General features: G+C 68.9%; 26 protein-coding genes. 7 read left to right on the top strand and 19 right to left on the bottom strand.

Annotated elements, in window-relative coordinates; translation table 11 throughout:
• Positions 1 to 13 precede the first annotated feature (13 nt).
• The gene (locus AC1DGC_RS19665; protein WP_259208385.1) at positions 14 to 868 is read left to right on the top strand and encodes an IclR family transcriptional regulator domain-containing protein; all 855 of its coding nucleotides are present in this window, start codon (positions 14 to 16) and stop codon (positions 866 to 868) included.
• 49 nt (positions 869 to 917) lie between these two features.
• On the opposite strand, the gene pcaC is transcribed toward AC1DGC_RS19665, so the two are convergent.
• From pcaC to AC1DGC_RS19740, 15 genes are all read right to left on the bottom strand, one after another.
• Positions 918 to 1,310 (bottom strand): 4-carboxymuconolactone decarboxylase, encoded by a 393-nt coding sequence (pcaC, locus tag AC1DGC_RS19670; RefSeq protein WP_259208383.1) that lies wholly within the window; start codon positions 1,308 to 1,310, stop codon positions 918 to 920.
• A gap of 55 nt (positions 1,311 to 1,365) precedes the next feature.
• Positions 1,366 to 2,142: a 3-oxoadipate enol-lactonase gene (pcaD, locus tag AC1DGC_RS19675; protein WP_394164853.1), complete on the bottom strand. Its 777-nt coding sequence runs from the start codon at positions 2,140 to 2,142 to the stop codon at positions 1,366 to 1,368.
• A gap of 20 nt (positions 2,143 to 2,162) precedes the next feature.
• Positions 2,163 to 3,506, bottom strand: coding sequence for a 3-carboxy-cis,cis-muconate cycloisomerase (locus tag AC1DGC_RS19680; protein ID WP_478048655.1), 1,344 nt, complete (start codon positions 3,504 to 3,506; stop codon positions 2,163 to 2,165).
• 67 nt (positions 3,507 to 3,573) lie between these two features.
• Positions 3,574 to 4,137 (bottom strand): protocatechuate 3,4-dioxygenase subunit alpha, encoded by a 564-nt coding sequence (pcaG, locus tag AC1DGC_RS19685; RefSeq protein ID WP_449336096.1) that lies wholly within the window; start codon positions 4,135 to 4,137, stop codon positions 3,574 to 3,576.
• Between the two features lie 4 nt (positions 4,138 to 4,141).
• Complete coding sequence (gene pcaH / locus AC1DGC_RS19690) at positions 4,142 to 4,852, bottom strand: protocatechuate 3,4-dioxygenase subunit beta (protein WP_259208373.1); 711 nt, start codon at positions 4,850 to 4,852, stop codon at positions 4,142 to 4,144.
• 105 nt (positions 4,853 to 4,957) lie between these two features.
• Positions 4,958 to 6,172 (bottom strand): 3-oxoadipyl-CoA thiolase, encoded by a 1,215-nt coding sequence (gene pcaF, locus AC1DGC_RS19695; protein WP_478048656.1) that lies wholly within the window; start codon positions 6,170 to 6,172, stop codon positions 4,958 to 4,960.
• Between the two features lies 1 nt (position 6,173).
• Positions 6,174 to 6,821, bottom strand: a complete 648-nt coding sequence (locus AC1DGC_RS19700; RefSeq protein ID WP_259208371.1) for a 3-oxoacid CoA-transferase subunit B — start codon at positions 6,819 to 6,821, stop codon at positions 6,174 to 6,176.
• Positions 6,818 to 7,507 carry a 3-oxoacid CoA-transferase subunit A gene (locus tag AC1DGC_RS19705; protein ID WP_259208368.1) on the bottom strand — a complete coding sequence of 230 codons (690 nt, stop codon included), beginning with the start codon at positions 7,505 to 7,507 and terminating at the stop codon, positions 6,818 to 6,820. Before AC1DGC_RS19705 ends, AC1DGC_RS19700 begins: the two co-directional genes overlap by 4 nt.
• 151 nt (positions 7,508 to 7,658) lie before the next feature.
• Positions 7,659 to 8,978, bottom strand: coding sequence for an MFS transporter (locus tag AC1DGC_RS19710; protein ID WP_478048657.1), 1,320 nt, complete (start codon positions 8,976 to 8,978; stop codon positions 7,659 to 7,661).
• Positions 8,979 to 9,030: 52 nt separating this feature from the next.
• Positions 9,031 to 9,882 carry a type I 3-dehydroquinate dehydratase gene (gene aroD, locus AC1DGC_RS19715; RefSeq protein ID WP_478048658.1) on the bottom strand — a complete coding sequence of 284 codons (852 nt, stop codon included), beginning with the start codon at positions 9,880 to 9,882 and terminating at the stop codon, positions 9,031 to 9,033.
• Positions 9,882 to 11,177 (bottom strand): carbohydrate porin, encoded by a 1,296-nt coding sequence (locus tag AC1DGC_RS19720; protein WP_259208364.1) that lies wholly within the window; start codon positions 11,175 to 11,177, stop codon positions 9,882 to 9,884. The genes aroD and AC1DGC_RS19720 overlap by 1 nt, the downstream gene beginning before the upstream one ends.
• A 20-nt stretch (positions 11,178 to 11,197) precedes the next feature.
• Entirely contained in the window at positions 11,198 to 12,700 is a 1,503-nt protein-coding gene (locus tag AC1DGC_RS19725; protein WP_478048659.1) for a right-handed parallel beta-helix repeat-containing protein, read from the bottom strand.
• 287 nt (positions 12,701 to 12,987) lie between these two features.
• Positions 12,988 to 14,553, bottom strand: coding sequence for a protein adenylyltransferase SelO (locus AC1DGC_RS19730; protein ID WP_478048660.1), 1,566 nt, complete (start codon positions 14,551 to 14,553; stop codon positions 12,988 to 12,990).
• A 37-nt stretch (positions 14,554 to 14,590) separates the two neighbouring features.
• Entirely contained in the window at positions 14,591 to 15,283 is a 693-nt protein-coding gene (locus AC1DGC_RS19735) for a glutathione S-transferase family protein (RefSeq protein WP_478048661.1), read from the bottom strand.
• 142 nt (positions 15,284 to 15,425) lie between these two features.
• Positions 15,426 to 15,635 (bottom strand): cold-shock protein, encoded by a 210-nt coding sequence (locus tag AC1DGC_RS19740; protein WP_006451993.1) that lies wholly within the window; start codon positions 15,633 to 15,635, stop codon positions 15,426 to 15,428.
• Between the two features lie 300 nt (positions 15,636 to 15,935).
• Here AC1DGC_RS19740 and AC1DGC_RS19745 point away from each other — a divergent pair, with 300 nt between their 5' ends.
• Positions 15,936 to 16,412, top strand: a complete 477-nt coding sequence (locus AC1DGC_RS19745) for a YaiI/YqxD family protein (protein WP_478048662.1) — start codon at positions 15,936 to 15,938, stop codon at positions 16,410 to 16,412.
• 67 nt (positions 16,413 to 16,479) lie between these two features.
• Here the strand turns inward: AC1DGC_RS19745 and AC1DGC_RS19750 are convergent, their stop codons facing one another.
• On the bottom strand, positions 16,480 to 17,340 hold the full coding sequence (locus tag AC1DGC_RS19750; RefSeq protein WP_478048663.1) for a pseudouridine synthase: 861 nt from the start codon (positions 17,338 to 17,340) through the stop codon (positions 16,480 to 16,482).
• Positions 17,337 to 17,519 carry a hypothetical protein gene (locus tag AC1DGC_RS19755; protein ID WP_478048664.1) on the bottom strand — a complete coding sequence of 61 codons (183 nt, stop codon included), beginning with the start codon at positions 17,517 to 17,519 and terminating at the stop codon, positions 17,337 to 17,339. The genes AC1DGC_RS19750 and AC1DGC_RS19755 overlap by 4 nt, the downstream gene beginning before the upstream one ends.
• A gap of 123 nt (positions 17,520 to 17,642) precedes the next feature.
• Between AC1DGC_RS19755 and AC1DGC_RS19760 the strand changes: the two genes are divergently transcribed.
• The 3 genes from AC1DGC_RS19760 (at position 17,643) to AC1DGC_RS19770 (ending at position 21,552) form a co-directional block, all read left to right on the top strand.
• A complete protein-coding gene (locus tag AC1DGC_RS19760; RefSeq protein ID WP_259208348.1) occupies positions 17,643 to 18,194 on the top strand; it encodes a YaeQ family protein in 552 nt (183 codons plus the stop codon).
• A 10-nt stretch (positions 18,195 to 18,204) separates the two neighbouring features.
• Entirely contained in the window at positions 18,205 to 19,389 is a 1,185-nt protein-coding gene (locus AC1DGC_RS19765) for a BaiN/RdsA family NAD(P)/FAD-dependent oxidoreductase (protein WP_478048665.1), read from the top strand.
• A 90-nt stretch (positions 19,390 to 19,479) separates the two neighbouring features.
• Positions 19,480 to 21,552 (top strand): EAL domain-containing response regulator, encoded by a 2,073-nt coding sequence (locus AC1DGC_RS19770; protein ID WP_394164864.1) that lies wholly within the window; start codon positions 19,480 to 19,482, stop codon positions 21,550 to 21,552.
• A gap of 33 nt (positions 21,553 to 21,585) precedes the next feature.
• Here the strand turns inward: AC1DGC_RS19770 and AC1DGC_RS19775 are convergent, their stop codons facing one another.
• Entirely contained in the window at positions 21,586 to 22,173 is a 588-nt protein-coding gene (locus tag AC1DGC_RS19775) for a TetR/AcrR family transcriptional regulator (protein ID WP_478048666.1), read from the bottom strand.
• Between the two features lie 133 nt (positions 22,174 to 22,306).
• On the opposite strand from AC1DGC_RS19775, the gene AC1DGC_RS19780 reads away from it, so the two are divergent.
• Positions 22,307 to 23,548, top strand: a complete 1,242-nt coding sequence (locus AC1DGC_RS19780; RefSeq protein ID WP_478048667.1) for an MFS transporter — start codon at positions 22,307 to 22,309, stop codon at positions 23,546 to 23,548.
• Positions 23,545 to 24,750: an MFS transporter gene (locus tag AC1DGC_RS19785; protein WP_478048668.1), complete on the top strand. Its 1,206-nt coding sequence runs from the start codon at positions 23,545 to 23,547 to the stop codon at positions 24,748 to 24,750. The genes AC1DGC_RS19780 and AC1DGC_RS19785 overlap by 4 nt, the downstream gene beginning before the upstream one ends.
• A gap of 54 nt (positions 24,751 to 24,804) precedes the next feature.
• Here the strand turns inward: AC1DGC_RS19785 and fabV are convergent, their stop codons facing one another.
• Complete coding sequence (fabV, locus tag AC1DGC_RS19790; protein WP_259208342.1) at positions 24,805 to 26,061, bottom strand: enoyl-ACP reductase FabV; 1,257 nt, start codon at positions 26,059 to 26,061, stop codon at positions 24,805 to 24,807.
• Between the last annotated feature and the right edge of the window lie 467 nt (positions 26,062 to 26,528).

The raw sequence follows: 26,528 nt of genomic DNA on the forward strand, positions 1-26,528 counted from the left end.
ACGACACACCGCCATGTCCGCCGTACCTCCCAGCCGTCGCCCCAAGCGCGTCCCTGCCCCGCCGCAGGACCGCGGCCTCAGCCATGAGCTGATGCAGCAGATACAGGACAACCAGGGCGATCCGGATTTCATGACCTCGCTGGGCCGTGGCCTGGTGGTGCTGAGCGTGTTCTCGCAACATCCGCGCGAAGTGACCATGTCGCAGATCAGCACCGAGACCGGGATTTCCCGCGCCGCGGTGCGCCGCGTGCTGTACACGCTGGAGAAGCTCGGTTACGTGGGCGAACAGGGCCGCGGCTTCGTGCTGCTGCCGCGCGTGCTGGGCATGGGCGGGGCGTACGTCGCGTCCTCGTCGATGACCGCCGCCGCGCAGCCGGTGCTGGATGCACTGCGCGACGATGTGCACGAGTCCTGCTCGCTGGGCGTGCTCGATGGCGACGACGTGCTGTACGTGGCACGTGCCGAAACGGTGCGGATCATGTCGATCGGGTTGCGTGCCGGCAGCCGCCTGCCGGCGTACTGCACCTCGATGGGCCGCGTGCTGCTGGCCGCACTGCCGCGCGACACGCTGGAAAGCTACCTGGAGCGCAACCCGCTGCGACCGCGTACCGAGCGCACCGTGACGCGCATGGACGAGTTCCTCGATACCCTGGAGCGGGTCCGTCGCGAAGGCGTCGCCCTGGTCGACCAGGAGCTGGAGATCGGGCTGCGCTCGATTGCCGTGCCGGTGCATGCGCGCAGTGGCAACGTGGTGGGTGCGTTGAACATCGGCACCCAGGCCGGCCGCATCAGTCTGGGCGTGATGCAGTCGCAGCTGCTGCCGCGCCTGCGTGAGGCGGCGCAGCGGCTGGGGACGTTGCTGCAGTAAACGCGCCGTTGCGCCTTGCAAGGGTGCCGGCCAGCCGCCGGCCCTTCCGTCAGGGCGTGGATTCGTTGGCCTGTTCTTCCAGGATCGGCCTGGCCAGTGCGAAGGCATGGTTGGCCGCCGGCACGCCACAGTAGATCGCCGCCTGCAGCAGCGCCTCCTTGATCTGGTCGGCGGTGACGCCATTGTTGCGCGCCGCGCGGATATGCAGCTTGAATTCTTCGTCGTGGCCAAGCGCCACCATCATCACGATGGTGAGCAACGAGCGCGTGTGCCGTGGCAGGCCATCGCGCGTCCATACCGTGCCCCACGCGGTGCGCGTGATGAAGGCCTGGAACTCCTCGGTGAAATCGGTGCGCGCCTGCAGCGAGCGCTCCACGTGGGCTTCGCCGAGCACGGCGCGGCGTACCGCGAGGCCGGCTTCGTAGCGTTCCTGTTCGTCCATTGGGGATGCCTCTGTTGGGGTGGGCGTGCCGACCCACGGTCGGCACCTGGCCGGTTCAGCGTAGGTGTGCGGCGAGCGCGTCGGTGAACGCACCGGCCGATTCGAGGTTGCAGATGTGGCGGCCCGGCACCGCGATGGCCTGCCCCTGCGCGACGCCGGCGGCGATCGCCGCCAGGTCCGATGGCGGGCAGACGGGGTCGTCATCGCCGGCAATGGCCAGCGTCGGCACCGTGATGCCGGCCAGCGCGCCGCGGAAGTCGGCCGTGGCCACGGCATGGCAGCAGCCGATGTAACCGGCCACGCGGGTGGCGACGAAGCGCTGCAGGATGTCGTCCACCACGGCTGGTTGCGCGGCAGCGAAGGCCGGGGTGAACCAGCGTTCGGCGGTGCCCGCGCGCAACGGCTGCAGCCCGTCCTGCTCGACCTGCGCGATGCGCGCCTGCCAGCTCTCGGCCGTGCCGATCTTCGCTGCGGTCGCGGCCACGGTCAGCGTGCGCAGCCGCGCGCCGGCATGGAGGCCGAGCCATTGGCCGGTCAGGCCGCCGATCGACAGCCCGCAGAAATGGCTGCGCTCCACGCCGAGGTGGTCCCACAGGGCCAGCACGTCCGCGCCCAGGTCGGCCACGCTGTACGCGCCCGGCGGCGCGCTGGACTGGCCGTGGCCGCGGCGGTCGTAGCGCAGGATGCGGAACTGCGCGGCCAGCGCGTCCACTTGCGCATCCCACATGTGCAGGTCGGTGCCCAGCGAGTTGCAGAAGGTCAGCCAGGGCGCATCCACCGGTCCATCGACGCGGTAGTGAATGCGGTGCAGGGGCAGATCAAGGAACGGCATGCAGTACTCCAGGAAACGGATCAGCCGCGCGCAAGCACGCGGTCGATCCAGGTATCGGCCATGCCGCGCCAACTGTCGGCGGCAAACAACGCCTGCAACTGTGCGGGCGGCAGCTGCGCGGCCACCTCGGGCATCTGCTGCAGGACGTCGCGCAGATGCCGCGACTCGGCCAGCGCACGCCGCGCGGCTTCTTCCACCAGTGCGTGCGCGGCGGCCTTGCCGAGCGTGCCGGCCAGGGTCACCGCCACCGCTTCGGCGTAAAGCAGGCCACCGTGGCTGTCCAGGTGCGCCTGCATGCGCGGGCGGTCCAACTGCAGGCCCTGCACGACCACGCCTACCTGGGCCAGGCTGCCCGCGCACAGGCGCACGATCTCCGGCACGGTCTCCCATTCGGCGTGCCACTGCCCCGCAGCACGCTCATGCGGCTGCGGCATCGCCGCGAACAGCGTGGACAGCAGGCCCGGCACGCGGGTGGCCGCGGCGATCGCCGCCACGCACCCCACCGGGTTGCGCTTGTGCGGCATCGCCGAGGAGCCGCCTTTGCCCTCGCCGCTTGGCTCGAACGCTTCGGCGACCTCGGACTGCATCAGCAGCACGATGTCGGTGGCGATCTTGCCAAGGGTCCCGGTGAGCAGCGCGAAGGCGCTGCCGAGTTCGGCGATGCGGTCGCGTGCGGTGTGCCACGGCAGCGCCGGCACCGGCAGGTCGAGCGCGTCGCCCAGCGCCAGCGCTACGTCCAGCCCGCGCGACTGCAACGAGGCCAGCGTGCCGGCGGCACCGCCGAACTGCAGCACCAGCGTATCGCTGCGCAGCGCCTGCAACCGTCGTTGGCTGCGCTGCAGCGCATCGAGCCAGCCCGCCGCCTTCAGCCCGAAGGTGACCGGCACGGCCTGTTGCAGCAGGGTGCGCCCGGGCAGCCCGGTATCGCGCTCGGCATCGGCAAGACCCGCCAACGCGGCGCACAGCACCTGCAGCCGCTCCTCGACCCGGGTGAGCGCGTCACGCAACTGCAGGATGGCGCCGCTGTCGATGATGTCCTGGCTGGTGGCCCCCCAATGCACCCAGCGCGCCGCGTCGGGATCGTGCTGGCGCACCTGCGCGGTGAGCGCCTTGACCAGCGGGATGGCCGGGTTGCCAGCCAGCGCGGTGGCCTGGCCGAGCGCATCAAGCGGGTAGTGTCCGGCTTGGCAGGCGGCCTCGATCGGGGCCAGCGCGGCGGCGGGGATCACCCCGCAGCGCACCTGCGCGCGGGCGAGCGCCGCTTCCACGTCGAGCATCGCCTGCACCCGCGCGGCGTCGGTAAACAGGGCGTCCACCACCGGATCGCCAAACAACCCGCCCAGCAGGGAATGCGAATCGTGCATCAAACCAGCTCCATCCAGGACCGGGACAGCTTACCCGCGCCGGCCGCCGGCAGGCGTGGAGGCCACATCAGTAATCGAAGAACACGGTTTCGTGCTCGCCCTGCATGCGTACGTCCCAGTGGTACACGCCATTGCCCAGCGCCTGCGCGATGAGCGTGCCACGGCGCTCGGCCGGGACCAGCGCGAGGATCGGATCGGCGGCATTGCCGGGCGCATCGCTGAAGTACAGCCGTGCGCTGGCGGCGCGCAACAGGCCACGCATGAACACCAGCACCATCAGGTGCGGGGCCTGCGCGCGCCCGCCCGGGCCGGCCACGCTGCCAGGCCGGATCGTGCTGAAGGCGAAGCGGCCGTGTTCATCGGTGGGTACCCTGCCCCAGCCGTCGAACGCCGGGTCGTGGTCGGCATGGCGCGGGTCTTCGGGGTGGGCATAGATGCCCTGCGCGTCGGCCTGCCAGATCTCCAGCACCGCATCGGACACCGGCACGCCGACGCCGTCGAAGACCTGGCCCTGCACCTGCACGCGATCGCCCTGCGCCTGGGCCGGTGCGATGTCGGTGCGGTACAGCGGTTCCAGGCCCAGCCGGTAGTACGGGCCCACGGTCTGCCATGGAGTGGATTGGAAACTCATCTGCTTACTCCCACACGGTCATCTTGCGGCCACGCAAGACGATGTCGAAACGGTAGCCCAGGGCGAATTCGTTCGCGGTGTTTTCCCAGTCGAACGAGGACACCATGCGCGCGCGGGCCTTGGGATCGTCCACGCAGTTGTAGATCGGGTCGTAGGCCAGCAACGGGTCGCCGGGGAAATACATCTGGGTGACCAGGCGCTGGCCGATCCCCTCGCCGTGCAGCGAGAAATGGATATGCGCCGGCCGCCACGCGTTGTAATGGTTGCGCCACGGGTAGGCGCCCGGCTTGATCGTGGTGAAGCGGTAGCGGCCGTGGTCGTCGGTGAGCACCTGGCCAGTGCCGGTGAAGTTGGGGTCCAGCGGCGCATCGTGCTGGTCGCCCTTGTGCAGGTAGCGGCCCGCCGCATTGCACTGCCAGACTTCGACCACGCTGTTGCGGACCGGGCGGCCGTTCTCGTCCAGCACGCGCCCGCTCACCACGATGCGTTCGCCGAGCGGCTGGCCTTTGAAGCCGGCGGTGAGGTCGGCGGCGTGCTCGCCCAGGGTGATGCGGTCCAGGGTCGGCCCGGTCACTTCGGACAGCGTGGCCGGAATCTGGATCGGATCGCGGCCGGGGCCGCGCAGGCGGGTGGACGCATACGGCAGGTGGATGCGCGCCGGCTGGGTGCCGGGATACGGCCTGCGGTAACCGCGCAGGTCAGTGGGATCGCTCATGGCGTACTCCAAGTGGCGGGCGGCCCGGAGACCGCGGCTGGGTGGCACCGGCACGCTGCCATGCAAGGCGGGCAGCGGCCGTGAAACAGGAAGAAGGCACGCGGTTCACACGCGTTCGATGGCCAGCGCAACGCCCTGGCCGACACCGATGCACATCGTCGCCAGGCCGCGCCGTCCACCGCTGGCCTCCAGTTGGCGCAGCAGGGTCAGCGCGAGGCGTGCACCACTCATGCCCAGCGGATGGCCCAGCGCGATGGCGCCGCCATTGGCGTTCACGTGCGCGGCATCATCGGCAAGGCCCAACTCACGCAGGCAGGCCAGGCCCTGCGAGGCAAAGGCTTCGTTGAGTTCGATGGCGTCGAAGTCGCCGATCGACAGCCCCAGCCGCGCCATCAATGCGCGGCTGGCCGGCACCGGCCCCATGCCCATCACCGCCGGCTCCACGCCGGCGCTGGCAAAGCCGAGGATGCGTGCGCGCGGGGTCAGCCCCAGCGCCTGTACCTGCGCGCCGGAGGCCAGCAGCAGGGCCGCCGCGCCATCGTTGATGCCCGAGGCATTGCCGGCGGTGACGGTACCCGGCTGACGGAACAGCGGTTTGAGCGTGCCCAGCGCCTCCATCGTGGTGTCGGCACGCGGGTGTTCATCGTGCTCCACGCGCACGCTTTCGCCGCGCTTGCGGCCCGGCGCATCCACCGCGACGATCTCGCCCTCGAAGAAGCCACGCTGCTGGGCCGCGGCGGTGCGCTGCTGGCTGCGCAGCGCGAACGCATCCTGGTCATCGCGTGAAATCGCGTACCGCTCGGCGACATTTTCCGCGGTCTGCCCCATGGTTTCCACGCCGTGCAGCTCACGCAGGCGCGGGTTGATGAAGCGCCAGCCCATCGTGGTGTCTTCCAGGATCTGGTCGCGTGCGAATGCGCTGCCCGGCTTGCCCATCACCAGCGGCGCGCGCGACATCGACTCCACGCCACCGGCGATGGCCAGCCCGAGTTCGCCGGCGGCGATGCCGCGGGCCACCGTGCCGATCGCATCCAGGCCCGAGCCACACAACCGGTTGATGGTGCTGCCCGGCACGCTGACCGGCAAACCGGCCAACAGCAGGCTCATCCGCGCCACGTTGCGGTTGTCTTCGCCGGCCTGGTTGGCGCAGCCCAGGTACACCTCCTCGATCAGCGCCGGGTCCAGCTGCGGGTGGCGCGCCAGCAGCGCCTTGATCGGGATCGCGCCCAGGTCGTCGGCACGGATGCCCGACAGCGCACCGGCATAGCGGCCGATCGGGGTGCGGATACCATCGACGATATAGGTTTCCTGCAGGCTCATGTCAGGCTCCTTCACGCATCTGCAGCGGCAGGCCGGTCAGGTCGCGCAGCTGCGCCAGCGTCACCCCGTCGACCATCTCCAGCACGGTCGCGCCGTCCTTGCCCAGGTCGAATACGGCCACGTCGGTGTAGACCCGCGACACGCAGCGCAGGCCGGTCAGCGGATAGCTGCACGCGGCCACCAGCTTGCTCTGCCCCTGCTTGGTGAGCAGGTCCATCATCACGAAGACCTGCTTGGCACCGATCGCCAGATCCATCGCACCGCCTACCGCCGGAATCGCATCGGCCGCACCGGTGCTCCAGTTGGCCAGGTCGCCTTGCGCCGACACCTGGAACGCGCCCAGCACGCAGATGTCGAGGTGGCCGCCGCGCATCATCGCGAACGAATCGGCGTGGTGGAAATAGCAGCCGCCGGTGAGCAGCGTCACCGGCTGCTTGCCGGCATTGATCAGGTCCGGGTCTTCCTCGCCGGGCGCCGGTGCGGGGCCCATGCCGAGCAATCCGTTTTCCGACTGCAGGAAAATGTCCTTGTCGGCCGGCAGGAAGTTGGCCACCGTGGTCGGCAGGCCGATGCCCAGGTTCACGTACGCGCCTTCCGGGATGTCACGGGCGACGCGGGCAGCCATCTGTTCGCGGCTCAGGCGGTTCATGCGCGGGCTCCTTCAGCGGCGGATGCAGGCAGTTCGACCACGCGCTGCACGAAGATCCCCGGGGTGACCACCGCTTCGGGATCGAGCTCGCCCAACGCCACCACGGCGTCGACCTGGACGATCGCGCAGCGTGCGGCCATCGCCATCAGCGGGCCGAAGTTGCGCGCGGTCTTGCGGTACACCAGGTTGCCCCAGCGGTCGCCCTGGTGGGCCTTGATCAGCGCGAAGTCGGCGTGCAGCGGGTACTCGAGCACGTAGTGGCGACCGTCGATTTCGCGGGTTTCCTTGCCCTCGGCAAGCTCGGTGCCATAGCCGGTGGGGGTGAAGATCGCGCCCAGCCCGGACCCGGCAGCGTGGATGCGCGCAGCGAGGTTGCCCTGCGGCACCAGCTCCAGTTCGATCTCGCCGGCACGGTAGGCGGCGTCGAAATGCTGCGAATCGGCCTGCCGCGGGAACGAACAGATGATGCGTCGCACGCGCTTGTGCTGGATCAGCGCGGCCAGCCCGCTGTCGCCGTTGCCTGCGTTGTTGTTGATGATGGTGAGTTCGCGCGCGCCCTGTGCGATCAGCGCATCGATCAGCGCGTCGGGCATGCCGGCGGTGCCGAAGCCGCCGATCATCACCGTGGCGCCGTCGTGGATATCGGCCACCGCTGCGTCAGCGCTGGCCACGGTCTTGTCGATCACTGCATTGCTCCTTGCCGCGCACTGCGATGCACGGCCACGTGCGGGAAGACTCTGGAAGCGACCATGGTGCGGAGCGCGCCCGGCACGGTCAATCCGATATTCGGCCACTTGATTCGATAATCGCACATCATTGTCATTTTCCTTTGGGCGCTCAGGTACGCGTCTGGCCAACGCCGACACGCAGCCCCAGGCACGCCCAGGCGGCCAGCGCCAGCGGCAGCGCGCACAGCACGTACAACGCCGCCGGCGACCAGCCGGCATCGACCAGCAGGCCCACGCTGAGCGGTGACAGGATCGCGCCGACGCGCCCGATGCCAATCGCCCAGCCGAGTCCGGTGGTGCGCACGTCCGCCGCGAACACCACCGGAGCGGCCGCATACAGCCCGGCCATCGCACCGAACAGCGCTGCGCCGATCACGAAGGCAATCGGGAAGGCAATCTCCAGGCGGGTGTTGAAGCCGGCGAACAGCAGCATCGCCAGCATGGCCAGCAGCAGGCTCGCCGCGGTCAACCGCGACAATGCCCAGCGCGAGGCCAGCCAGCCGAACAGGCTGCCGCCGACGATGCCGCCGAGGTTGAGCAGCACCCCGCCGGTGATGCCCTGCTGCGCCGAGACACCGGCCGAGACCAGCAGCTTGGGCGTCCAGCTGAGCACGAAGTAGAACGCGAACATGTGCAGGAAGAACGCCATCGCGATCAGCACGGCCACCTTGCGCAGGTCGCCGACGAACAGCGCCGCATAGCCCTTGCGCCCATCGCCACGCACCGGTGCCGGCGGCAGCGCCTGCAAGGCCGGCATGTGCATGCGGGCCAGCAGTGCGTTGAGCCGCGGCAAGGCATCGGCCGGGCGCCGCGCGACCAGGAAGTCCAGCGATTCAGGCAGGCACTTGAGCACCAGCGGGATGCACAGCAGCGAGGCACCGGCCCCGATCAGGAACACGCTGTGCCAGCTGAAATGCTCCAGCATCCAGGCTGCCAGCAGGCCGCCCAGGGTGGCGCCGATGGGGTAGCCGGTGGCCTGCATCGCCACGGCGGTGCTGCGCCATTTCGCATTGGCATATTCGGCGGTGATCACCCCCACGCCGGCCAGCATGCCGCCGATGCCGATCCCGGTGAACACGCGCAGCGCGCCGAGCTGCCAGGCGTTGGCCGCCAGCGCCGAGGCGGCCATGCCGAGGGTGAGGATCGCCAGGCAGACGATGATCATCGGCCGGCGGCCCCAGCGATCAGCCAGCGGCGCGAGCAGGAACGAGCCCAGCGCCATGCCGACCAGCCCGGCGCTGAGCATGACCCCCAGTACCTTGCCCGACAGTGCCCAGTCGGCCGACACATGCGGCGCGGTGAAGGCCATCACCATCACATCGAAGCCATCGAGCATGTTCAACAGCACGCAGATGGCGATGGCGGTCCATTGGAAGGAACTCATCCGCTCCAGAACGAGCGGTGGAGCGGAGGCGCTGGCGTGGCTCATGCGGGGGTCCTGCGACGACGTCGTGCGGAAAAAAACATCCGGCGGGGAGGTCTCATCGACCGGCCTGGCTGGAGGCGTGGATCACCTGGAGCACCGATTGCAGTTGATCGACCTCGACCTGGCCCGGCGCCGAGGGCGTGCCGATCATCCCGAAGGTGAGCGCCTGGCCGAAGGTCTCCCCGGCCAGCCGCGAAACCACGCCCGTGCCGCCCATGGACATCGTCAGCAGCGGCTTGCTGCTGCGCTGGCGCACGTCCCAGGTGGCCTGAAGCAAGGTGAGCACGTCGCCGGCGTCCTGCGGCATCACCGCGATCTTCAGCACGTCGGCACCGAGCGCTTCCTGGCGCAACAGGCGCGCGACGATCTCTTCGCGCGCCGGCGTCGCGTGGAAGTCATGGCTGGACATCACCACCTTGACCCCGGCCTTGTGCGCCTGCGCCACCAGTGCGGCCACCCGGGTCGGGTCGCGGAACATCTCCACGTCGATCAACTGGGCGAACTCGCCGCGCAGCAGCGTGCTGTACAGCGCCGCATAGTCGGCATCGCTGATCGGCTTGCTGCCGCCTTCGGCCTGGGTGCGGAAGGTGACGATCATCGGCTTGCCCTGCAGCGCGCGCGCGATGCGCTTGCCGAGCGCGACCAATGCCTTGCCGTCGGTGGCGATGTCCAGGTAGTCGATGCGCCACTCGGCCACATCCGTGGACGGGCTGGCCGCGATCGCGGCGGCCTGCTGCAGGGCGAGCTCGGCAGTGGCCCCGGTGATCGGCACGATGGTGCGTGGTGCCCCCTCGCCGATGCGCAGCGCGCCAACCTGCAACGGGGTCACCGGCACGGGGGCGGCCTGGGCGATGGAAGCGACGCCGCCGAGCATGGCGGCCAGGAACAAGCGGGTGAGTGCGCGCATCAGAAGGTGACCTTGGCTTGCACGCCCAACGCCCACGCGTTGTCGGTGCGGGTGTAGGCGAACGTGCCGGGATTGACGATGTACTGCACGTCCGGGCGGATCATCAGCCAGGGATTGACCTGGATGCTGTAGGACAGTTCGAACAGCTCTTCGGCCTGGCTGAGCTGGTACAGCGGCGAATCCAGCGGCACGCCCATGTCGGCCAGGTTGGCGCGGCGCGCGCCGACCAGGCGGCGGTTGATGTCCGCGCCCACGTACCCCAGCGCGATGCTGTCCTGCGCACGCGCGCCGATGCCCTGGTAGACGCCGCCGAGTGCATACCAGCGGCGGATCTGCGCGGTGTCGGTATCCGAGACCATGTACTGCGCGAACGCGGTGAGCCCGCGCTGCGGGTCGCCGGCTTCGCGGGTCAGGCGCTGCTCGGCCAGCACGTAGGCGCCATGGCGGCCGGTGGTCGGCGAGGTATCCAGCCCGCGCTGGGCCACCCGCGAGGTGTCGTAGTACCCGCCGAACTTGTACACGCCCGGATAGGTACCGCCCTTGGCCGGGGTCCAGGTGACTTCCAGCGGGATCAGCGAACCGGTGGTGCCCGAAACGAAGGGCCGGAACGCGTTGCGTTCGATGTTGCCGCCCAGGTTCGGATTGACCTGGAACCAGCCGGTGCGCACGTTCACCGCCGGGCTGATCTGCTGGGCCACTTCACCGCCCCAGCGTGCGGTGGGATAGTTGTACCAGCCGCTGTTGCCCGACATCGCCAGCGGATGCGCGCAGAAAGCGGCGTTGACGAAGTGGGTCAGCAGGCTGTGCACGCCGAACTGGTTGCCCATCGCGTAGTAGCCCAGCTTGAAATACGACTGGCCGGCGTTGAAGGTCTGGTCGTAGCTGGCCTCGGTGAGGCGGGTGTACTGGCCGCCGTAGGCTTCCTGGATCGGGAAGCGGTTGCCGACCAGGTCGGCCGAGGTGCTGTTGCCGCGGCGGTCGTTGAGGGTCACGTGGAAGGCGCCGCCGTCCCACCCCGCCAGCCGGCCCATGTCCAGGTCGATGCCGACCCGCACCTGCTGTGCGTAGCGTGCGCCGGTGCGGCCATAGCCGCCGTCGACCACGCCCATCGCCTCGCCCACATAGTCGCCACGGAAGCGGATGCCCTGCTCGTCCAGCGCGGTGCGGGTACCGCCCCAGTCGCCGGTCAGGGTCTTGCCGTCGTAACGATTGCTGTCCTGGGCCTGGGCCCATGCGGGCACGGACAACGCGGTGCACAGTGCGATGGCCAGGTACGTCGGGGTCGGAGTACGCATCGGGATCTCTCGGGGTCTGGTCAGCGCAGCGACAGCGGCGCGCTCAATGGGGAGGTGGCGCCCAGCGCCGACGTTGCGGTGGCGGTGAGCGTGGCGACATCGGTGGTCGCCGGCAGGGCCAAGGTGAAGTGCCCCTGGCCGCGCGCGTCAGTGACTGCCTCGGTGCTGCCCAGCAGGCGTTCGGCCTCGCTGCCGTTGGCGGCCCGGTTGCCGAACACCTCCAACTGGTAGCGCTGCCCCGGCACGCCCTGGAAAACGCCCCGCAGCGTGCGCGCGGCACCCTTGCCCTGCACGGCCTGCAGCACCGGCGCGGCCTGGCCCAGATTCGGCACCGGTTGGCAGCCGGTGGTATCGGCCGCGCTGCAGATGCGGGCGCGCTTGGCCGGATCGTTCTCCACCCCACGCCCGCGCGAACCGACGAACGCGGCGTGTTCCAGCCCGGGCACGCCGAACACGATCGCCCCGCGCGTCTGGCCCTTGACGCAGGCGCCACCGGCTTCGCAACGCTCGATCGGCAGCCCGTTGCCGACCATCACGTTCGCGCTGAACCGGTTGGGTGCGCTGACCGGCTGCGGCCGCACTGCGATGCCGATTCCATTGCCGCTGATCGTGTTGCCGTCGACGACATTGTCGCTGCCGGTGATGCTCAGCCCGATCGAATTGCCGGTGAAGGTGTTGGCCGCGATGTAGTTGCGGTTGCCCCAGTTGATCTGCAGGCCGTCGGAGTAGTCGACGAAGCGGTTGCGCACCACCGTGTTGTCGTTGCCCCACAGGATTTCGATCCCCTGCGACGGCTCCGGGTTGGCGGCGGTGGACTGGAAGAGGTTGTCGGCGACCAGGTTCCAGGCCGCGCCGCGGGTGAGCTCCAGGCCGTCGCCATTGTCGAGGAACTGGTTGCGCACGATGCGGTTGTGCACCGTCGTGGCGGCGGTGGACTGGCCCTTGCCGTCGTCGCCGGTGAGCATGATCCCGGCACCGCCCTTGTTGGCGACGATGCGGTTGTCGTGGATCTCGCTGTGGCTGCTGCGGTTGATCAGCACGCCGATGCAGAAGTTGCGGATCTCCAGCCCGCTCAGCTCGACGCCGCGCGTATCGCGCAGGACCAGGCCGGGCAGCGTGGTGGTGCGCACATTGGTGCCGGACTGGCCCGGCTCGGCGCCTGGGCAGGCATCGGTGCCGGTGCCGGTGACATAGGCCGAGCCGTCGATGGCGACGTACTGGCCATCGTGGGCCCAGGGCGTGCCGACGATCTGCACTGGCCCGACGATCGCCGGCAACGGCGTGGCGGGGCGGATCACGTACGGCGCCTCGCCCACTGCGGCGATCTCGATGCGGTAGCGCCCCGGCGCCTGGTTGGCGGTGCCGATCGCCCAGCGCAGCGACCCGGGCGCGGCGTCATCGGCATAGCGGTCCACGTGCAGCACCTGCAGCGCCTCGCGCGGCGGCTCGGCCTGGTAGGCCTGGGCCAGCGACGGCAGCAGGGCAAGCAGGGACAGGGAAACGATAGACAGACGGCAACGCATGCGCAGGCTCCGCACAGGAAAAGGGACTCCGGCGGTCTTTCCCCTGCACCTGGCTTCAGTACCGATGGGCACTGCCCTCGCCCGCCAGGGGTGGATCGCGTGGAACGGAATTGAAAGTAGGTTTATCGCACTGCACCATTCAAGTGCGTTTATCGACTGCGCGTGCGATTATCGAACTTATCCGCTACGACCATTGTCGTAGACCGCGGTGAGGCAGCGTCCACCGTCCGTCGGCCGGCCTTGCCGCGCAAGGCCCGGAGCACGCATTCCGGTGTTTTCAGTGCCGATCAGGAACTGCAGGACAGCATCGAGCAGCCGGCCTTGTCGCGCGCCCATTCAGGTCGCTTGCCGGCGTAGTGTTCGCGGCCGGGCTGCAGGTCATACGGATGGCGCAACACCGCTTGCAGCGCGTGCACCCCGCCGAGGTCGCCCTGCTCGGCGCGTTCGATCGCTTCCTGGGCCAGCCAGTTGCGCAGCACATACCGTGGGTTGGCCGCGGCCATCTGCTGCTGGCGTGCCTGCGCGTCCAGCGGGTCGTCACGCAACCGGGCCGCGTACTGCTGCAGCCAGGCCTGCAACGCCGGTAGCACGGCATCACGGCGCTCGGCGTTGTAAAAGGCCTCCTCCAGCACCGTCACTGTCGGCGCCTGCGGGTCCACTGCCATCAATCCCCGGAACGCCAGGGTCATGTCCATCTCGCCGTCCTGCAGGATCTGCAGCCAGGCCGCGCCCAGGGCCACATCATCCTCGCGGCACTGCGCCAACCCGAACTTGGCGGCGATGTCCTCGCGCTCGCGCCGCGCATGGACCGACTGGAAATGGGCCAGGCCCGCGTGCAGCGGGGCCACGTCGTCGAACAGGGGCGACAGCGCCTGCGCCAGCCGGGTCAGGTTCCAGTACGCCACCTGCGGCTGGGTACCGAAGCGATAGCGTCGGCCCTGCGCGTCGGTGGTGTTGGGGGTCCAGTCCGGATCGTAGTCGTCCACCCAGCCATACGGACCGTAGTCGATGGTGAGGCCGAGGATGGACATGTTGTCGGTGTTCATCACCCCGTGCACGAAGCCGACCCGCATCCAGTGCGCCACCATCAGCGCGGTGCGTTCGCAGACCAGGGCGAACCAGCGGGCATGGCGCTCGGTGCCGGCATCGGCCAGCTCGGGGAAGTCGCGCGCGATGCAGGCATCGGCCAACTGCCGCAGCAGCGCCACGTCGCCGCGCGAGGCGGGCAACTCGAACGTGCCGAAGCGGATGAACGACGGCGCGACGCGACAGACGATGGCGCCCGGCTCGGGGCGTGCGTTGCCGTCGTAGAACATGTCCCGCACCACGCGGTCGCCGCTGCCGACCAGGCTCAACGCGCGCGTGGTCGGCACGCCGAGGTGGTGCATCGCCTCGCTGCACAGGAACTCCCGGATCGACGAGCGCAGCACCGCGCGCCCGTCGGCACCGCGCGAATACGGGGTGCGGCCAGCGCCCTTGAGCTGCAACTCCCAGCGCGTCCCCGCGGCGGTGACCAGCTCGCCCAGCGAGATCGCGCGCCCGTCGCCGAGCTGGCCTGCCCAGTGACCAAACTGGTGGCCACCATAGTTGGCCGCCCACGGCTGCATCCCTGCATACAGCGCATTGCCGCCGAACACGCGGGCAAAATCGGGGCTGCCGGTGAGATCCGGGCCCAGCCCGAGCAATGCGGCAACCTCCGCCGACAGCGCCAGCAGTTGCGGGTCGGCGACCGGGGTCGGCAGCACCGACGACCAGGCCGCGCCGCGCACCTCACGCACCCGCGGGCCGGTTTCCGTGTCGCCCGGGAGTGCCTCGATGAAACGGTTGTCGAACTGCAGGGATGGGGTGCTCATCAGCACGAAATGGGGGCGCCGCGACGCCCCCGCAAGCTCAGGCGGTGCCGGCGCCCAGGTCCAGCGCCCCGCCCCGATCACTGGCGCGCTGATAGGCCGGACGCTGCTCGATGCGCTGCAGGAAACCCTGCAGCTTCGGGTAGGCCTGCATGCCGCCGGCGCGCGAGGCGGCGGCCTGGATCGGGAAGCTCATCTGGATATCGGCCGCGGTGAAGCGCTCGCCGGCAAACCACGGCGACTGGCCCAGCTCACGCTCCATCCATTGCAGGTGCAGCGTCAGCTGCGGGCCCACGAACCGCTTCATCACCTTGTCCACGATGCCGCGGGCGATCGGGCGGGCGAAGAACGGCATCGGCGCCTTGCGCACCCGGGCGAACACCAGGCTCATCAGCAACGGCGGCATCGCCGAGCCTTCGGCGTAGTGCATCCAGTAGCGGTAGCGCAGGCGCTCGCTGGCCTGCGCGGGCAGCAGCTCGGGCGACAGCAGGCGGCCACTGTCATAACGGTCGGCCAGGTACTCCAGGATCGCCCCGGACTCGGCCAGCACCAGTGCGTCGTCCTGCAGCACCGGCGACTTGCCCAGCGGGTGGACCTCGCGCAGAGACGGCGGGGCCAGCCAGGTCTTCGGGTCGCGCTGGTAGGTCACGACCTGGTACGGCAGGCCCAGCTCTTCGAGCATCCACAGCACGCGCAGCGAGCGCGAGTGGTCCAGGTGGTGCACTTTGATCATCGACGCGTCCGCAGGGTTCAAAGCGTCATCGTAACCGGCGGGCGGCCACCACGATGTCGTTGCCCGGCACGCGCGCAATAAAAAACGCCGGAAGCTTTCGCTTCCGGCGTTTCATTGCAACCTGACGGTAGCGGGGGGTCGATTAGACCGCCTGCACCTGGTCAGCCTGCATACCCTTCTGGCCCTGCACGGCGACGAAGGTCACCTTCTGGCCTTCCTGCAGCGACTTGAAGCCGGTGCCCTGGATGGCACGGAAGTGCACGAAGAGGTCCGGGCCGCTTTCCGGGGTGATGAAGCCGAAGCCCTTGGCATCGTTGAACCACTTGACGGTGCCGCTCTGACGATCAGACATGTACAAACTCCTGAAACAATAGTTGAAATAATCGCGGCCGCCCATTGTGGGCGCCGAGACTGAGTTGCAGGCGTTGGTAAAGCGGATCGATGAGCAGATCGTGAGATCAACTGCACCAGGCCACGATTCACGGTGACCCTAGCAAACACAGTGTGGGGGACGATACTCGTGTTTTACCGAAAAAGCGATAGCTGGTTTATTCAGCCATCCCCCCGTCCCGCCTGACGCGACAAGGGATTGGCCCATCCTACACCAATTCACCGCGCCTATTCAGACTTTTCCTACCTTAAGAGCAGCCAAATGCCCGATTCAAGTTCTGCCACCCGCCGCATCTGGGTCGACGCCGACGCCTGCCCGGTGGTGATCCGGGAGATCCTGTTCCGCGCCGCCGAGCGGGTGACGATCCCGCTGACCCTGGTGGCCAACCACGGACTGCGCGTTCCGCCCTCGCGGGTGATCCGCTTCCTGCAGGTGCCGCCGGGCCTGGACGTGGCCGACAGCGCCATCGTTGCGCGGGTGTCCGCCGGCGATCTGGTGGTCACCCAGGACATCCCGCTGGCTGCGCTGGTCCTGGAAAAACGTGCCGTGGCACTCAACCCCCGCGGCCAGCTGTATACCCCGGACAACATGGCCGAACGCCTGTCGATGCGGAACTTCATGGAGGAATTGCGCGGCGCAGGCATCCAGACCGGCGGCCCACCGCCGCTGGGCCCGCGCGAGCGCCAGGCCTTCGCGGCGGAACTGGACCGCTGGCTGGCGCAGCGTTCAGTGCGCTGAACGGCAACGGCGCCGCCCGGCCCCCCGACATTGCCACCCGCCGTAGGGCCGGGCCGCAGCGCGCGTACTAGCCGAGGCGGAGGGCGCTGCTGAACCGCCTCTGCGCGCCATCCAGCGGATCGGCAAACGCCAGTTCCCGCGCCAGCAGCTGGAGCGGCACCGCTCCCTCGCCGGGCGCATCCTGGCGCAGGTGCGGATACAGGTCGTCGCCCACGATCGGCGCGCCCAGCGCCGCCATATGCACCCGCAGCTGGTGCTTGCGGCCCGATTCGGGGTGCAGCCGGTAGCGCCACAGTGGCCCCTCGGCGTCGATCACCTCGATCCGGGTCCGCGCATTGGGCGCACCCTCGGCCTCGGCCATGCGGAAGAACGGCTCCCCCGGCACCAGCCGGCTGTGCCGTTCCAGCGGGAACACCAGCCCGGGCAGTGCCGGGGCCAGCGCCTCGTAGGTCTTGTCGATGCGGCGCTCGCGGAACAGGCGCTGGTAGGCATCACGGGTTGCCGGCCGGGTCGAGAACAGCACCAGCCCCGCGGTCAGCCGGTCGAGCCGGTGCAGCGGCACCAGGTCCGCATTACCAGTCCGCGCGACCAGCCGCGCCAGCAGGGTTTCGCGCACGTGCCGGCCAGCCGGGGTGACCGGCAGGTAATGCGGTTTGTCGGCCACCAGCAGGTCCGCATCCTGGTAGAGGATGGCGTCGGCGAACGGAATCACCGCCTCGTCGACCACCTCACGGAAGTACCGGATCTCCAGCCCCACCTGCCACGGCCCGTCCGGGGCCAACGCCCTGCCCTGCGCATCCTGCACCCGGCCACGCGCGAAACGATCCGCCCATTGCGCGCGGTCGATCCGCGGGAAGCGCGCACACAGCCCGTCCAGCAGGGTGGGCCACGTCCCAGGCGGCAGCTGCAGGCGGCTGGGCGCGGTCACGCCGGCGCCCCGCCGGGGGCCTGCGCGTCGGCGGGCAGGCGGGCCACCGCCAGCAGGTGCCAGCCCGCCCCGTGGGCGGTCAAGACCACGGCCGCGGGCACGCCGGCACGTGCCACGCGCACGCTGCAGGTGAAGGTGGCGCCATCGATCTGCAGGCGACGGGGACGGGGGCGTGGCATGGACCGGGCAACCAAGGGCGGCAGGCAGCGAAGCGTGCCACCAATGGCGGCGATGCAGAAGCACCGCATCGGACACCCCGGGGGCAAACCACTATCATGGTCCTCTTTGCTCCCGGTATCCCCATGGCCCTCACCGCCACCATCCGCAAGGCCGAACTGCAGATCAGCGACATGGATCGCGGCTACTACGCCAGCCATTCGCTGACCCTGGCCCAGCATCCCTCCGAGACCGATGACCGGTTGATGGTACGGCTGCTGGCGTTCGCGCTGAACGCCGACGACCGCCTGGAATTCGGCCGCGGCCTGAGCGTGGACGATGAGCCGGACCTGTGGCGCCGCGACTACACCGGCGACATCGAGCTGTGGATCGAACTGGGCCAGCCGGACGAGTCGCGCCTGCGCAAGGCTGCCGGCCGCGCACGCGCGGTGCAGCTGGTCACCTACGGCGGCCGCGCGGCCGATATCTGGTGGGATCGCAACGCCTCGGCGCTGAAGAAGCTGGCGGTGCTGGAGGTGATGGACCTGCCGGGTGAGTTCGTCACCGAATGGGGCGCGCAGATCGAGCGCACCATGCAATGGGACGTGCAGATCCAGGACGGCGAAGTGCAGCTGACCTCCGACAAGGCCCAGCTCAGCGTCATCCCCACCTGGCGCAAGCAGAAGCCGCAGGCCTGAGTCCGCTGCGATGTCCGTGATCCGATGCGATGTACTGGTGATCGGCGCCGGCGCGGCCGGGCTGATGTGTGCGCTCACCGCCGGCCAGCGCGGGCGCATGGTGCAGGTGATCGACCATGCCAACAAGGTCGGCAAGAAGATCCTCATGTCCGGCGGCGGGCGCTGCAACTTCACCAACACCGGCACGACGCCGGCCAATTTCCTCTCCGCCAACCCGCACTTCTGCAAGTCGGCGCTGGCCCGGTACACGCCCTGGCACTTCATCGAGATGGTCGAGCGCCACGGCATCGCCTACCACGAGAAGGAACTGGGCCAGCTGTTCTGCGACATCTCCTCCAAGCAGATCGTGCGCATGCTGATGGACGAATGCCAGGCAGCCGGGGTGCAGGTGCGCACCGACTGCGCGGTGACCGACGTCCAGCGCGGCGCCGATGGTTTCCACGTGACCACCGCGCAGGGGCAGTTCCATGCCGCCTCGCTGGTGGTGGCCACCGGCGGCCTGTCCATTCCCAGCCTGGGCGCGACCGGCTTCGGCTACGACCTGGCCCGCCAGTTCGGCCATGAGGTGCTGCCGACCCGCGCCGGGCTGGTGCCGCTGACCCTCAGCGGCACGCACCAGGAACGCTTCAACGACCTCAGCGGGGTGGCGCTGCCGGTGACGGCGCGCTGCAACGACGTGGCCTTCAGCAATTCCATGCTGATCACCCACCGCGGCATCAGTGGCCCGGCGATTCTGCAGATCTCCTCGTTCTGGCAGCCCGGCGACGCGCTGCACCTGGACCTGCTGCCGGGCCAGGATGCCGAGGCCTGGCTGCAGGCGATGAAGCGCGACCGCGGCGCGGCCGAACTGCGCACGGTGTTGTCCGAGGTGTTGCCGCGGCGGCTGGCGCTGCGCCTGTGCGAGCACTGGCTGCCGGACCGTCCGGTCAAGCAGATCGACGCGCCGCAGCTGCGCCAGGCCGCCGCCCTGCTGCAGGCGTTCCCGCTGGTGGCCAGCGGCACCGAAGGCTACCGTACCGCCGAGGTCACCCTGGGCGGGGTGGACACCCGCAAGGTGTCCTCCAGTACGTTCGAATCGCAGTTGGTCCCCGGCCTGCACTTCGTGGGGGAAGTGCTGGACGTGACCGGCTGGCTGGGCGGCTACAACTTCCAATGGGCCTGGGCCAGCGGCCACGCCGCCGGCCAGGTGGTCTGATCTCTCAGTGGATCCGTGACCGGCTACCGTTTGCCGCATGGACGTATCCACACGCATCGTGTATCAAGTTTGCAGTCCGGGGAGTAGTGAATGCAGAACGCGAATGACATCACCGTCCGCCTGCTGATCGTGGATGACAGCGGCGAAAACGCTGAAACCATCGTCAGCACGCTGCGCAACAGCGGCATCGCGGTGCGCCCGGCGCGTCCGCAGCACAGCGAGGAGCTGGCCCAGATCCTGGGCAGCCAGCCGATCGACCTGGTGCTGGTCGCCCCGGCGCAGAGCATCCCGCTGCTGCAGGTGACCCAGCAGATCGCGGCCAGCGGCAAGGACATCCCGATGGTCCTGCTGGCCGAATCGATCGACGAGAACGAGTGGGTCGAAGCCGGGGCCAACGGCATCCGCGCGATCGCCCTGCGCAACCGCCCCGAACACCTGCTGGCGGTGGTGCGCAATGAATGGACCGACCTGCACGCCCGTCGCGGGCTGCGCCGGATCGAAGCGCAGATGCGCGAGACCGAGCGCCGCTGCGATGCGCTGATCTCCTCCTCGCGCGACCCGATCGCCTACGTCCACGAAGGCATGCACATCCGCGCCAACGAGGCGTACCTGGAGATGTTCGGCTACGAGTCGTTCGACGACGTGGAAGGCATTTCGCTGCTGGACATGGTCGCCCCGCAGCACGTGGACGGTTTCAAGCAGCTGCTCAAGTCGATGAGCAAGGGCGAGGCGCCGCCGCCGCAGTACCAGGTGGACGCGCGCAACCAGGACGGGGCGGTGTTCCCGGCCACGATGGAATTCACCCAGGCCAGCTACGAAGGCGAGTCCTGCCTGCAGGTGGTGTTCCGCCGCCGGCGCATGGAGTTCGACCCGGAGCTGGCACGCGAAGTCGAAGACCTGCGCCAGCGCGACCAGGTCACCGGCCTGCTCAACCGCCCCACCTTCATGCTGCACGTGGAGAACGCGGTGGCCCAGGCCGGTCGCAGCGAAGGCCAGTTCGGCCTGCTGCTGGTCGAGCCGGACCACTACGCCCGCCTGCTGCCGGATATCGGCCTGGATTCGGCCGATGCGCTGATCGCCGCGCTGGCCCGGGTGCTGGCCGACAGCGTCGGCGACGCGGCCCAGGTGGCCCGTTTCGGCGAGCACAGTTTCGCCGTGCTCACCGAAGGCGCCTACGCGCAGACCGTGGCACTGGCCGACCAGATCCGCGACGCCTTCGCCGCGCAGGTGTTCAGCATCGGCGAGCGCTCGGCCACGGTCACGGTGAGCATCGGCGGCGTGCAGGTGGGCGAGAAGATCGCCAGCATCGGCCAGGTGCTGGCCCGCGCCACCGAGTGCCAGCAGGCCGCCTCCGAGCTGGGCAACACCAGCCGCATCTTCGACCCGGCCGCCGTCGACCGTGTCGAGGAAGAGCGCATCCAGCGCTGGGTGGCACGCATTCGTGAAGCCCTGGCCGGTGACGGTTTCCAGCTGCACTACCAGCCGGTGCTGAACCTGCAGGGCGAGGCACTGGAGCTGTACGAGGCCTACCTGCGCCTGGACAACAACGGCGAACTGCTCAGCCCCACGGCGTTCCTGGGCATCGCCGAAGAACATGGCCTGCTGGCCGAGATCAACCGCTGGGTGGTCGCGCATGCCATCAGCGTGCTGGGCCAGCGCGAGCGTGCCGGGCACCCGACCCACCTGATGGTGAAGATCACCCCGGAGTCGTTCAACGATCCGTTGATGGTGGCCACCCTGCGCCGCGAACTGCAGGCGCATGGCGTGCCGGGCGAGCGGTTGTGGCTGCATGCGCCGGAGGCCAAGGTGTTCACCCACCTGCGCAATGCCCAGCAGTTCCTGGCCGACGTGGCCCCGCTGGGGTGCCGGATCGGCCTGGAACAGTTCGGCTCGGGGCTGGACTCGTTCCAGCTGCTGGCCCACTTCCAGCCGCAGTTCCTCAAGCTGGACCGCGACTTCACCCGCGATGTCGCCAGCACCCGCGAACACGGCGAGAAGATCAGCGAGATCACCACCCGCGCGCAGTCGGCCAACATCCGCACCATCGCCGAGTTCGTCGCCGATGCCAACTCGATGAGCCTGCTGTTCAGTGCCGGCGTGGATTACGTGCAGGGCGAGTTCGTGGGGCCGGCCGGCCCGCTGATGAACTTCGATTTCGCCTGATACCGGGTCACGGCCTGCAGTCGTGACCTGCCACTAACGGGAGGCGAGCAAGCCCCGCAGCAGCAGATCCAGCGCGGCCTGTGCGTGCGTCAGTCGTTCCGACGCCCCCGGGCCCTCGGCAATCCAGAACGCCGCCTCGGCGAGACTGCCGTAAATCAGCGACGCCAGCGCCTGCGGGCTGGCGTCGGCCACCACGCCAAGGCGCATGAGATTTTCGAGCAGGGCCTGCATCGAGGCGACGCAATGGCGCTGCGCCTCCGGTGATGCCCCGCCCAGGACCGCACGCGCATCGCGCAGCACGATGCGTTGGATATCCGGCTCCAGGGCCATCTGCAGATAGGCATGGCAGCGGCTGCGAAACCCGTCCCAAGGATCGGCGGCCGTCGCCGAAATCGCCTGTAGTCGGACATCCATCGCGGTATCCAGCTGCGCCACCACGGCCTGCAGCAATCCCTTTTTGTCGCCGAAGTGGTGGTACAGCGCGCCACGGGTGAGCCCTGCCTGCGCGGTCAGATCGTCCATCGAGGCGTCGGCGTAGCCATGCGCGGTGAACACCGCATGCGCGGTCGCCAACAGGGCGGCGCGGGTTTCTTCCATCTCGGCACGAGTGCGGCGAGCCATCCGATCTACTCCTTACATGCGTTCCGTATGTTTATTTACATTCACAGCGTATGTATATAGGATTTTATTCATACACGCCGTATGTATGCGCGTGAGCGCATGCCGGCGCACGGCGAAATCATGGAGAACGTTGATGCTTGCCCCGTACCGAACTCTGTTTGTCGCCCCCGCAACCGGGCGCTTCGTCCTGGCCGGCCTGGTGGCGCGACTGCCGCTGCCGATGACCGGTATCGGCATCATCACCCTGCTCGCGCAACTGCGCGGCAGCTATGCGCTCGCCGGCACCGTGGCGGCCGCGTTCGTGCTGACCTACGCGCTGCTCTCGCCACAGATCTCCCGCCAGGTGGACCGCCACGGGCAATCGCGCGTGCTGCCGGTCGCCACGACGGTCAGTGTGCTGGGCATGGCGCTGCTGCTCGCTGCGGCCTCGGCGCAGGCACCGGCATGGACCCTGTTTGCCGGCGCGGTGCTGGCCGGGTGCATGCCGAGCATGTCGGCGATGGTGCGCGCGCGCTGGGCCGCGATGTTGCGGGGGCAACCCCGTCTGCAGACCGCTTATTCACTCGAAACCGTCCTGGATGAAGTGACCTTCATTGCCGGTCCGCCGCTGGCGGTAGGACTGTCGGTGGCGATCGATCCGCTGGCGGGCCTGTTCGCCGCCGCCGTCCTGCTGGCGCTCGGCGTTACTGCGCTGACCGTGCAGCGTGGCAGCGAACCGCCGCTGCGGCCGGTCGATCCGAGCGACCGCTACGGGTCGGCCATCAGCGTGGGCGGCGTGCGCCTGCTGGCGCTGCTGATGATGGCGATGGGCGTCATCGTCGGCACGGTGGACATCACCAGTGTCGCCTTCGCCGACCAGCGCGGCGTTCCCGGCACCGCCAGCGTGGTGTTGTCCGCCTACGCGCTGGGCTCGTGTGTGGCGGGCCTGTTGTTCGGTGCGGTCACACTGCGTTGGCCACTGCGTCGGCTGCTGTTGCTGGGTGGCATGGCGACCGCGCTGTCCACCCTGCCCCTGCTGCGGGTGGACAGCATCGCCGCGCTTGCGGTGGCCGTGCTGGCGGCTGGAGCGTGCTTCGCTCCGACCATGATCGTGGCAATGTCGATCGTCGAGCGGCTGGTGCCTGCGCACCGGCTGACCGAAGGCATGACCTGGCTGCTGGCCGGGCTCAACGTGGGCGTGGCGATAGGCGCGGCAGCCGCCGGCCAGCGCGTGGATATCGGTGGCGCGCGCGCCGGATTCGTCGTCGCCGTGGCTGGCGCCGCCCTGGTGGTGCTCACCACGCTATGGGCGCATCGGCGCCTCCCTGCGCAGAGGCGCGCCGTCAGCGAGTCAACCGTAACGAGCCCCTCCCTTTCTGCAGGATCCGAACGATGAACATGGTTCCCGGTACGCATCCGCGTGCACGGCGCCCGTGGTTGGCGGTTGTCGCCGCCGCCCTGGCCACCTTCGCCGTAGTGACCACTGAAATGCTGCCGGTCGGGCTGTTGACCGGTATTGCCCAGCACCTGGACACCAGCACCGGCACGGTGGGGCTGACCCTCTCGCTGCCTGCGCTGCTGGCGGCCCTGTTCGCGCCGATCGTGGTGATCGGCGCCGGGGGTGTTGACCGGCGCTGGATCCTGGCGGGATTGCTGGCCCTGCTGGTGATCGCCAACCTGGCCTCGGCGCTGGCGGCGGACATCCGCTGGCTGCTTGCCGCGCGGATGCTGGTCGGGTTCTGCATGGGAGGCATCTGGGCCATCGCCGGCGGCCTGGCTGCCCGCCTGGTACCGGTCCACGGCGTGGGGCTGGCCACGTCGATCATCTTCGGCGGCGTCGCGGCGGCATCGGTGCTGGGCGTGCCGCTGGGTACCTGGATCGGCGACCTGGCAGGCTGGCGATCGGCTTTCGCTGCGATGGCGTTTTTCAGTGCAGCGGTATTGGTCCTGCATCTCGTGGCGATGCCCACGCTGTCGGTAAGCGCTTCGCCCACCCTGCGCCAGTTGCGCGGGCAGTTGGGCAACCGGGCGTTGCAGGCAGGACTGCTGCTGACACTGCTGTTGGTCGGCGGCCATTTCATGACCTTCACTTTCGTACGTCCGCTACTGCTCGGCGTGGCCGGCGTGGATCCACGCTGGATGGGTGCATTGCTGTTCGGCTATGGCATCGCGGGCATCGTCGGCAATTTCATTGCAGGCACCGCGGCGGCCCGTCGCCCTGCAGCCACGATCACCGCCATTGCGATGGGCCTGTTGCTCACGCCACTCCTGTACCTCACCCTCGGCGACACCGCGGCTGGCGGCACGGCCGTGCTTCTGGTCTGGGGGCTGGCGTATGGCGGGGTATCGGTTGGCCTGATGACATGGGTGCTACGGGCCGCGCCGCAGGCCGTGGAAATCGCCAGCGCGCTCTATGTCGGCGTGTTCAACGTGGGGATCGCGTTGGGCGCGTGGAGCGGCGGTCAGTTGGTGGACGGACCTGGGCTGACCGCGGTCCTTTATTTGTCGGCTGGCTGTGCCGGCGCCGCGTTGATGCTGGCGTTGGTGCTCACGGCAGGCGGGCGCCGAGCGGGAACTGAAACGAAAAACGCCGGGTAATCCCGGCGTTTTTTTTCAATCCAACCCATACGTACCGGTTGGCCTACGCCGCGATCAGGCCATCTCGACCAGGTTCGGAATCTTCACGTCGGTGGCCACATCCGCGTCGTAATCCACGCCGTCCACGCCGAAGCCGAACAGGCGCAGGAAGTCGGCCTTGTAGCCGGCCAGGTCGCTGATCTCGTACAGGTTCTCGTTGGTCACCTGCGGCCACAGCGCAACCACCTCGCCCTGCACGTCCGGCGCCATTTCCTTGTAATCCGCACGCAGGCGGCCGGCCTCGTCGATCAACGCGACCGTGCGGCCGCCGTCGCTGAGGTCGTGGCGCAGGCGCTCGGTCGCGGTGCCGCTGTCCTTGCCGCCGTAGACGATGTCATACAGCGTATCGAGCTGCTCGATGCAGCCTTCGTGAGTGCCCTTGGCCTTCATCACCTTGAACAGCAGCGACAGGTACAGCGGCATGGTCGGGATGGCCGAGCTGGCCTGGGTGACCACGGCCTTGAGCACCGACACGCGCGCGTCGCCGCCGATCTTCTCCAGCTTCTCGCGCAGGCCCAGCACCTTGGTGTCCAGGTCCTTCTTGGCCGCGCCGATCGAGCCGTTCCAGTAGATGGCCTGGGTGATCTCTTCGCCGACATAGGTAAAGGCGGTGGTCGTGGCGCCTTCGGCCAGTACGCCGGCCTCGAGCAGCGCATCGATCCACATCTGCCAGTCTTCGCCGCCCATCACCGCAACGGTGCCAGCGACTTCTTCCGGGGTGGCCGGCTCAATCGTGGTCTCGGTGATCACTTCCTTGTCGGTATCCAGCCCGCGCAGGGTGATCGGCGCGCCGATCGGCTTGAGCGTGGAGCTGATCACTTCGCCGGTCTTGGGGTGCTTGCGGCGCGGCGCGGCCAGGCTGTACACCACCTGGTCGACCTGGCCGAGGTCCTGCTTGATCAGCTCGATGACCTTGGCCTTGACCTCATCGGAGAACGCATCGCCGTTGACGCTCTTGGCGTACAGGCCGGCCTGCTCGGCGTACTTGTGGAACGCAGCAGTGTTGTACCAGCCGGCGGTGCCGGGCTTGGTCTCGGTACCCGGACGCTCGAAGAACACGCCCAGCGTGGCCGCATCGCTGCCGAAGGCGGCAGTGATGCGCGCGGCCAGGCCGTAGCCGGTGGACGCGCCGAGCACCAGCACCTTCTTCGGCCCGTTGGTGATCTTCGGCTTGGCCTGGATGTAGTCGATCTGCTGCTTGACGGCCGCATCGCAGCCGACGGGGTGGGTGGTGACGCAGATGAAGCCGCGCACACGCGGTTTGATGACCATGGAAACCTCGATTGGACTGGCGCAGGCCCAGCCTGCGCGATGAAAAGGGGCGGCGCGCGCCACCGGAGCGGCTGCACGGAACGCATGGGATCGTAGTGCGCGGGGGCGCGTTGCACAACCGACGGGGGTGTATGGCGCGCGGCCTCTCACCCGCCCCTCGTCCGACCGTTGGCCGCATGCTGGGCGGAGAGCAGCCGGGCATGGCCCGGCTCTACCAAGGCAGGCTGATGCGAGAGCAGCATGTGCAGGAAAGCCATGCGCCATGAATGCCGCATGCCAGGCAAGAAGGGATCGTCGACTCTCAGGAAAAGTGGCCGTCGGCTCTACCGTCCGGTTCGCGCCGAACCCTCCGGAGGATGGCGGGTAGCCCCGTGCAGGACCGTCATGCGCCATGGATGGCGCATGTCGAGCCCCCATGGACGGGTTTACGGCGTGTCCTGCGCGGGGCTGCCCGCCATCCTCCCACA

This window comes from Stenotrophomonas sp. 05N37, assembly GCF_056397365.1.